6 protein-coding genes and 1 rRNA gene are annotated in these 8,253 nt (G+C 35.3%); all 7 read right to left on the minus strand.

Annotated elements, in window-relative coordinates:
- Positions 1–131: 131 nt before the first annotated feature.
- The 7 genes from DFR79_RS12315 to rrf all read right to left on the minus strand — a co-directional run bounded on the left by DFR79_RS12315 (position 132) and on the right by rrf (position 7,866).
- Positions 132–503, minus strand: coding sequence for a DUF1667 domain-containing protein (locus DFR79_RS12315; protein ID WP_133515784.1), 372 nt, complete (start codon positions 501–503; stop codon positions 132–134).
- Between the two features lies 1 nt (position 504).
- Positions 505–1,785 (minus strand): NAD(P)/FAD-dependent oxidoreductase, encoded by a 1,281-nt coding sequence (locus DFR79_RS12320; protein ID WP_133515785.1) that lies wholly within the window; start codon positions 1,783–1,785, stop codon positions 505–507.
- Positions 1,778–3,253 (minus strand): NAD(P)/FAD-dependent oxidoreductase, encoded by a 1,476-nt coding sequence (locus DFR79_RS12325; RefSeq protein ID WP_133515786.1) that lies wholly within the window; start codon positions 3,251–3,253, stop codon positions 1,778–1,780. The genes DFR79_RS12320 and DFR79_RS12325 overlap by 8 nt, the downstream gene beginning before the upstream one ends.
- Before the next feature lie 95 nt (positions 3,254–3,348).
- Positions 3,349–4,845, minus strand: a complete 1,497-nt coding sequence (gene glpK / locus DFR79_RS12330; RefSeq protein WP_133515787.1) for a glycerol kinase GlpK — start codon at positions 4,843–4,845, stop codon at positions 3,349–3,351.
- A 59-nt stretch (positions 4,846–4,904) separates the two neighbouring features.
- Complete coding sequence (locus DFR79_RS12335; RefSeq protein WP_133515788.1) at positions 4,905–5,762, minus strand: MIP/aquaporin family protein; 858 nt, start codon at positions 5,760–5,762, stop codon at positions 4,905–4,907.
- Between the two features lie 409 nt (positions 5,763–6,171).
- Positions 6,172–7,311 carry an aldose epimerase family protein gene (locus DFR79_RS12340; RefSeq protein ID WP_133515789.1) on the minus strand — a complete coding sequence of 380 codons (1,140 nt, stop codon included), beginning with the start codon at positions 7,309–7,311 and terminating at the stop codon, positions 6,172–6,174.
- Between the two features lie 438 nt (positions 7,312–7,749).
- Positions 7,750–7,866, minus strand: a 5S ribosomal RNA gene (rrf, locus tag DFR79_RS12345).
- Between the last annotated feature and the right edge of the window lie 387 nt (positions 7,867–8,253).

The following is an 8,253-nucleotide window of genomic DNA, read 5'->3' on the forward strand; positions in this document are numbered from 1 at the left end:
TGTTTAACCCTTACTATATACTTTGATTTAAATCTGCAAAATCCTGCTTGTTTTTTAAATTTATTCCGAAAATAGGGGAAATACCAGAAAATTATTAAATCTCCTGGTATTATCAATTTTAATATAATCTTCTATATTTCTTCTGGCATATCTCTGGTAGCCACAATATCTGCACCAGTATTCATTATATTTTCTATTAAAACCTCACCCATTTTAACAGGTGCTTCAATTTCTTTCTTCCCTATAATCTGCATGGCTTCAAACATATTTTCTAATGGTATCTGTTTTGTTGTCTTCACCGGACAGAGTGGTAAAGCACCATTTTTTACTCTAATTGTAGTTGGTAAGATTCTTGTCGGAGCTACAATCTCCTCTTTAGCATAATCCTGACCCTGAGGACAGGCATTTCCTTTAATATCTATAATCTCATCACCTTCGTACTCAACTGTTACTTCACAGCCTTTTGGACAGGCTACACAGGTAAGGGTTTTAGTTTCTATCATTTTATTCTCCCTCCTTTTCGATTATCTCAACTTTAATTTCATTTAAATTATCCAGGTCATCCAGGGTCTTCTGAGCCAGAGGTACACTGATCATTTCTCCTGGTTTGGCAAAAGGTTCCGAAAATGAGTATAATTTTTCTCCATCAGCATATAAGTTGATATCCACAGCGGTTAACGGAGTTGATACTCTCATATAAAGAGGAATTTTTTTGCGGTCTCCAGCTTCAAGTTCGATTTTCTGAGGAATAACATAACTCACATTTTCTCCAGCTTTGACATCTACACACTTATTAGTCTTAGCAAAGCTATTTTTAATATATTTTGCAGCATGAGCTCCCGCAATCTGAGATTCTTCTGTTACCCAGTCTACTAAATCATGAACATGGAGCACATTACCACAGGCAAAAATTCCCTCTATATTGGTTTCCCGACCTTCATTTACTATTGGTCCGCCAGTGCGGTCATCTAAGACTACATCAGCTTTTTTGGAAAGCTCATTTTCCGGAATTAAACCTACCGATAATAATAAAGTATCGGCTTTAATAGTTTTAGCTGTTGCTGGTATAGGTTTTAGATTTTCATCAACTTCAGAAATCTCAACCGCTTCTAATCTTCCTTCACCTTTAATTGCGGTTACTGTATGATTTAACATTAATGGAATATCATAATCCTCCAGACACTGCACAACATTTCTGGTTAAACCTCCTGTATAAGGTAAAAGCTCGCAAACTGCTTTTACATCAGCACCTTCTAATTTCATTCTCCGGGCCATAATTAAACCTATATCTCCAGAACCCAAAATTACTACCTCATCTCCCGGCACAAATCCTTCAATATTTGTATAGCGCTGAGCGGTTCCCGCAGTTATAACACCAGCAGGTCTTGTACCTGGAATTCCAATCGCACCTGAAGTCCTTTCGCGACAACCCATTGCTAAAACCACTGCTCCAGCCTCTATCTCAAGAAAACCTTCTTTTTTATTCATTGCATAAACTTTTCTATCTTTTGTTACATCCAGAACCATAGTATCAAGCTTTATTTCAATATTTCTTTCTTTTACATCATTGATAAATCTCTGAGCATATTCCGGACCAGTAAGTTCTTCCTTAAAATAATGAAGACCAAATCCATTATGAATGCACTGGGGCAAAATTCCACCAAGTTCAAAATCTCTTTCTAATATCATTACATCTTCAATACCTTCATCATAAGCTTTTTTTGCAGCAGCCAGCCCAGCTGGTCCTCCACCAATTACAACTAAATCTTTTTTTAGATTAAGCATTACCCATCACCCTGCTTCCCAGTAATTGCTTGATTTTATATTCTAAAATCTGAGAATTTCCTTCTTCCTGTTTAACTTCAGTCGGATCTATACCAAGTTCCTGAGCCAGAATATCGACTACTCTTGGACCACAGAATCCAGCCTGACATCTTCCAGCACCAGCTCTGGTTCTTCTTTTAACTGCGTTAACAGTTCTGGCACCTACCGGACTGTTAATTGCATCCAAAATTTCTTTGTAGGATACGGTTTCACAGCGGCAAATAATTTGTCCATATTCTTTATTCTGATCAACCATTTTAGCTCTTTCTTTATTTGTCATCTCATAAAATCTAACTGGCTCTTCTCTAGTTTCTATATAATTTTTCTTTTCTGATAAAGTTAAGCCTTCATCTCTAAGAATATCAGCTGTATACCCTGCAATTGCTGTAGAAGAAGCAAGTCCTGGTGACTGAATACCAGCAACATTAACAAATCCCTTAACATTTTCTGCAGCTTCAATCACAAAATCTTCAGTGTCATCTGCAGCTCTTAAGCCTGCAAAAACTCTAATTGTATCCCGGAGATCAAGGTCTGGATAAAGTTTTTTTGCTCCTTCATAAACCTCTTTTAATCCTTCTTTAGTTGTCGCAAGATCTGTTTTACTCTCAACATTTTCAGAGGTAGGCCCGATTAAAAGATTATTTTCAACTGTAGGAGTTACTACAATACCCTTACTTATCGGTGTTGGTATAGGAAAGACCACATGATTAACTGCAAAATCTTTGGCATGGTCATAAATATAATATTCACCCTTGCGAGGAGTAATATTTATCTTTTCAATTCCTACCATCTTTGCAATTTCATCTGCATATAGTCCAGCTGAATTGACCACATAATCTGCAGCAAAATCACCCTGATTAGTTTTAACACCAACAACTTTTCCTTCCTCAGTCAAGACATCTTCAACAGCTGTTTGCAATTTAACTTCTACCCCATTTGCCACAGCATTCTGAGCCATTGCCAGAGCAGCTTCCCAGGGTGTAATAACCCCTGCGGTTGGAGCCCAGAGAGCTTTTACAGCATCTCGAGAAATGTTTGGTTCATGTTCAAATAACCAGTCTCGATCTACAATTTCCATATTTTTAACTTTATTTTTAAGTCCTTTTTGATATAATTCATCAATTACGCTTAAATCATCACCCTCAAGCCCCACAACCAATGATCCAATTTCTTTATAGGGAATATTTAATTTTTTAGAAACTTCTCTAATTTCCTCATTTCCCTTTACATTTAATCGTCCTTTAAGTTTATCTGGATCAGCATTATAACCTGCATGCATAATTGCTGTATTAGCTTTTGTTGTTCCTGTAGCTACATCTGCTTCTTTTTCTAAAAGTAAAATGTCTAAGTTATATCTGGCTAATTTCCAGGCTACTGCACAGCCAGAAATTCCAGCCCCAATTATAATTACATCATATTTTTTACTCAATGAATTTACCCCCTAAAAAATTATAAAATTTTTATAATTTTATCAGCCGGATTTGAAAATCCGGCTGATAAATAATCCTTTCTTAAAAACTAAATTTACTCTTCTGCCCAATCTTTAGAACGCCCAACTGCTTTTTTCCAGCCATCATATAATTTCTTTCTCCTGTCAGCTGACATCTCGGATTTGAAATCCTTATCTTTTTTCCACTTTTCTATAAGCTCTTCTTTATTTTCCCAGAACCCTACAGCCAGACCGGCTAAATAAGCTGCTCCAAGGGCTGTAGTTTCATTGATTTCAGGTCTTTCCACTTCTGAACCCAGGATATCTGCCTGAAACTGCATCAAAAAGTCATTCATTGCAGCCCCACCGTCTACTCTCATTTTTTTCAGCTCAATACCAGAATCAGCTTCCATTGCTTCCAGAACATCCCGACTCTGATAGGCAATAGACTCTAAAGTAGCTCTTATTATATGCTCTTTAGAAGTACCCCTTGTCAGGCCAACAATTGTTCCTCTGGCATACATGTCCCAGTAAGGAGCACCAAGTCCTGCAAATGCCGGAACTACATAAACACCACCTGTATCTTCTACTTTTCTTGCATGTTCTTCAGATTCTGGAGCAGAATCAATCAGTTCCATTTCATCCCGCAGCCACTGAATTGCAGCTCCCGCAATAAAAATGGAGCCTTCTAAAGCATAATTAACCTTACCATCTACACCATATGCTATTGTAGTTAAAAGTCCATTTTCTGATTTAACCGCTTTTTCGCCTGTATTCATCAACATAAAGCAGCCAGTTCCATAGGTGTTTTTGGCCATTCCTTTTTCGTAGCAAACCTGCCCAAAGGTTGCTGCCTGCTGATCACCAGCAATCCCAGCAATAGGAACATTTTGACCAAAGAAGTGATAATCAACTGTTTCCGCATAAACTTCACTAGACTGTTTTACTTCTGGCAGCATTGATTCTGGTATTTCTAAAATATCAAGCATTTCCTGGTCCCATTCTAAATCAAAGATATTATAAACCATAGTTCTGGAAGCATTAGTATAATCAGTTACATGTGTTTTACCACCTGTTAATTTCCAGATTAACCAGCTGTCAATTGTTCCAAATCTTAATTTGCCTGCTTCAGCTTTTTTTCTGGCTCCCTGTACATTATCCAGCAGCCACTTTATTTTTGTACCTGAAAAATATGCATCTACAACCAGACCAGTTTTATTTTTAATTTTTTCTTCTAATCCCCGATCTTTTAAATCATCACAAATAGAGGCTGTTCTTCTATCCTGCCAGACAATTGCATTATGTATCGGTTCTCCTGTTTCTGCATCCCAGACAACAGTTGTTTCCCGCTGATTGGTAATTCCAATTGCAGCAATTTGAGAAGGATTAATATTTTTTCTACCCATTGCATCAGCCATTACAGCCAGGGTAGTCCCCCAAATTTCATCAGGATCGTGTTCAACCCAGCCTGGTTTAGGAAAGTGCTGAGTAAATTCTCGTTGTGAGGAACTAACTATTTCTCCGTCATGGTCAAAAACTATTGCTCTCGAACTGGTGGTACCCTGATCAATTGCTAAAATATAATCTTCCATTTCCATATTCCCCCATTATTAATTTTTTTATGTTAAAATAAATTTTAAATAGCTTAATACTAGTTTCTTGCTATCGCTTCAGTATTCCTTTTTTCTTCTGCAATTGTTGCCTTCTGTTTTTCATCCAGGATATCTCCTGTCATCATATCTTCTTTAGCTACTCCTTCTTTTAAGACATCCGGTAAATAGGCTCTAATGAACTTCTTGTAAACAAATGCTCCAAGTACTCCTCCAAGCAGTGGCCCCACAATTGGAACCCAGAAATAATAATTATGAGCAGTAAATGGTGCTGCTCCCCAACCAGCTAAAGCTGTAAATAATTTTGGCCCAAAATCACGAGCAGGATTAATAGCAAAACCAGTCAATTTACCACCAATCCCCCCAATTCCAGCAACCAATAAACCAACCGAAAGTGCTGGCCCTAATCCTTTAGGAGCACTTGAGTTAAGAGGCTCTGACATTGCAGCAATTCCCATCACCAGAACTGCTGTTAAGATTAGCTCAATCATCATTGCTTTTGGATTTGAAATATTATCCATAGCAATTGTATGAAAAACTGTCATATTAGCAGCCGTTTTTTCGACAAATTGTTCTGCATAAATAAAATATGCACCAGCTGCTCCAATAAAAGCCCCAATTATCTGAGAAATAACGAACGGTCCAACTTTTTTCCAGGGAAAATCTCCTACTGAGGCCAGACCAACAGTAACAGCAGGATTAATATGAGCTCCACTAACTCCACCAGTAATATAAACAGCCATAGTTACACCAAGTCCCCAGAGTAAAGACAATTCCCACCAGCTAATATCTGCTCCTATCTGAACTAAATTTGCAACCACACCAGCACCAAAGAATAATAAAATAGCTGTTCCAATTACTTCAGACAAACATTCTCCAAAAAGATTTTCATTTTCCATTTTGAATTTACCTCCATTTAAGTTATTTAACTACTATCCATAACAACCCAACTCCTTTTTATATAAAAATCTGCAGATTTAAAAAGACTTTTTAAAATACAAAAAAACCTTATTGAAATTTAGATAAAATTGGGTATAGTACCCCCTCTAAATCTCAATAAGGTTTTCTCTTCGGCTCAACCTTATACTTTTTATTTGACTGTAGCTAAAGTATAGCATTAAAATTTGTAATTGTCAAACAGTTTACAAAAATTAAATAAAATTTTTGCTTTTCAAAAAAAGGGCTCCATTTTTCAGAAGTTATAAATTAATAAAAACAGAGCCCCATTTTAATGATATTTTAATTACCAAAATAATAAGCAGATACTTAAGCTGATCTATATGATCTAATATCTACTTCCCATTTAAATTACTTAGTGCTGAAATCATAAATTGTGGTTGTTTTATAAACTTCATTTGGTCTTAAGATTGTAGAAGGAAAATGATTCACATTAGGAGAATTAGGAAAATGCTGGGTTTCTAAACAAATTGCATCATGCTTATTATATACCTTATCATATTTTCCAGTAATACTTCCATCTAAAAAGTTGCCGCTGTAAAACTGTACTCCTGGCTCAGTAGTATAAACTTCCATAAAGATTCCAGTCGCCGGAGAATATACACTGGCTGCCACTTGATCTAAATCTCCTTCTGTATTTAAAACATAATTATGATCATATCCAGCTCCATTTTCTAATTGAACAAAATCTTCTTCTATTCTTTTTCCTACTCTGGTTGCTTCTCTAAAGTCAAGTGGTGTACCTTCTAAACTAGCAATAGCTCCTGTAGGAATCCACTCATCATCAATAGGAGTATAATAATCAGCATTTATCATAAGTTGATGATCTAATGCAGTATCATTAACTCCATTTAGATTGAAATAGGAATGGTTAGTTAAATTTACGGGAGTTGCCTTGTCAGTTACTGCCATATAATCTATTACAACAGAATTATTATCGGTTAAAGTATAAGTAACTTTTATATCCAGATTACCTGGATAACCTTCCTCTCCATCTTTACTAAGATAGTTTAAAACAATTGACACGTCATTATTATTTTCAACAGCTTTTATTTTCCAGACCCTCTTATCAAAACCAACAAACCCTCCATGTAAGTGATTGTCACCATTATTTTGTGCTATATGATAAGTTTTGCCGTCAAGAGTGAATTGTCCATCAGCAATTCTATTTCCATATCTACCAATTACTGGCCCAAAATAATTTGGGTTTTCTATATAACCTTTTAGACTCTCTAGACCTAAGACAACATCTACTAAATCTCCATTTTTGTCTGGTACTTTTAAAGCAGTTATTCTACCACCATAATTAGTCACTTTCATCTGTGCTCCATTATTATTAGTCACAGTGTATAAATATACCTGCTCACCCCGATATTGTCCCCAGTTTTCCATTTTTACACTAACTGCTCCAGCCATAATTGTACCCATTAAAAGAAGAACAAAAGTCAAAACAAGAGAAATTAACGCCCGATGAAAAGTTTTACTTAACATATTACTCTAACCCCCTTAAGTTTTTAAAAACAGTTAAAAATAAATCTATTCATAGATATAGATAAATACATTAATTAACTGAATGAACTTAAATTAGTCAGATGAGGAGTTTAACATAAAGGAGATCTCCCTTATTTGAAATAAGGGATAATAAACAAATAAACTTAATCAAATAATGTATGTATTGCGGAGTGTTAGATGAGGAATTGCTTAAAAGAAAATGAACTAATGATCAATTATAGTTTTAATTTAAATTATTAAATATCAACTCTAAAAAATTTGAATTTCTGATTAATTGCACTACCTTAATTCACAGAAAATTAAGGTAGTTCATCATAAAAAATTTTAGGATTTATCTGATTATTATAATAGCATCTGATTCCTAAATTGTCAAGTAATTATGGGAATATTTAGAATTTTTAATTTAAATAAAAAAAGGACCGGCAGTGACCTACTCTCCCACATCGTTACCAATGCAGTACCATAGGCGCTGGAGGACTTAACTTTTGTGTTCGAGATGGGAACAAGTGTTGCCCCTCCGCAATTACCACCGGAAATTTAAAAATTTTTCATTTTATGACGCATGGTCAAATTTTTGTTAGCACATCGATTGCGTCATATATTTACATGTAATTCTGCTCTTTTCTCTTATGTAATTGATCTTTTCACTTTGAGAAAAGATAACAGAATTTCTGTTTTAATTTCAGACCTTATTAATTTAGCTTTTTATCACTTTTTGAAGGTTAAAAAAGAAAGCTGTTTGAGCGCAGCGAGTTCTTTCTTTTACTGAAAAAAGTTATCAAAAGCGTTAAAAATTAATTGGTCTTTGAAATTAAAAACTGTAAATTCAAAGATACATATAGGAAATAATGATTAAGCCCTCGATCTATTAGTACCAGTTAGCTTAATGTATTACTACACTTACACCTCTGGCCTATCTAC

This window comes from Halanaerobium saccharolyticum, assembly GCF_004362045.1.
GTDB classification, from domain to species: Bacteria; Bacillota; Halanaerobiia; order Halanaerobiales; family Halanaerobiaceae; genus Halanaerobium; species Halanaerobium saccharolyticum_C.

Coding starts and splice junctions, on each gene's coding strand:
- DFR79_RS12315 (WP_133515784.1), bottom strand. CDS start 503: ATGATAGAAACTAAAACCCTTACCTGTGTAGCCTGTCCAAAAGGCTGT.
- DFR79_RS12320 (WP_133515785.1), bottom strand. CDS start 1,785: ATGCTTAATCTAAAAAAAGATTTAGTTGTAATTGGTGGAGGACCAGCT.
- glpK (WP_133515787.1), bottom strand. CDS start 4,845: ATGGAAGATTATATTTTAGCAATTGATCAGGGTACCACCAGTTCGAGA.
- DFR79_RS12335 (WP_133515788.1), bottom strand. CDS start 5,762: ATGGAAAATGAAAATCTTTTTGGAGAATGTTTGTCTGAAGTAATTGGA.
- DFR79_RS12340 (WP_133515789.1), bottom strand. CDS start 7,311: ATGTTAAGTAAAACTTTTCATCGGGCGTTAATTTCTCTTGTTTTGACT.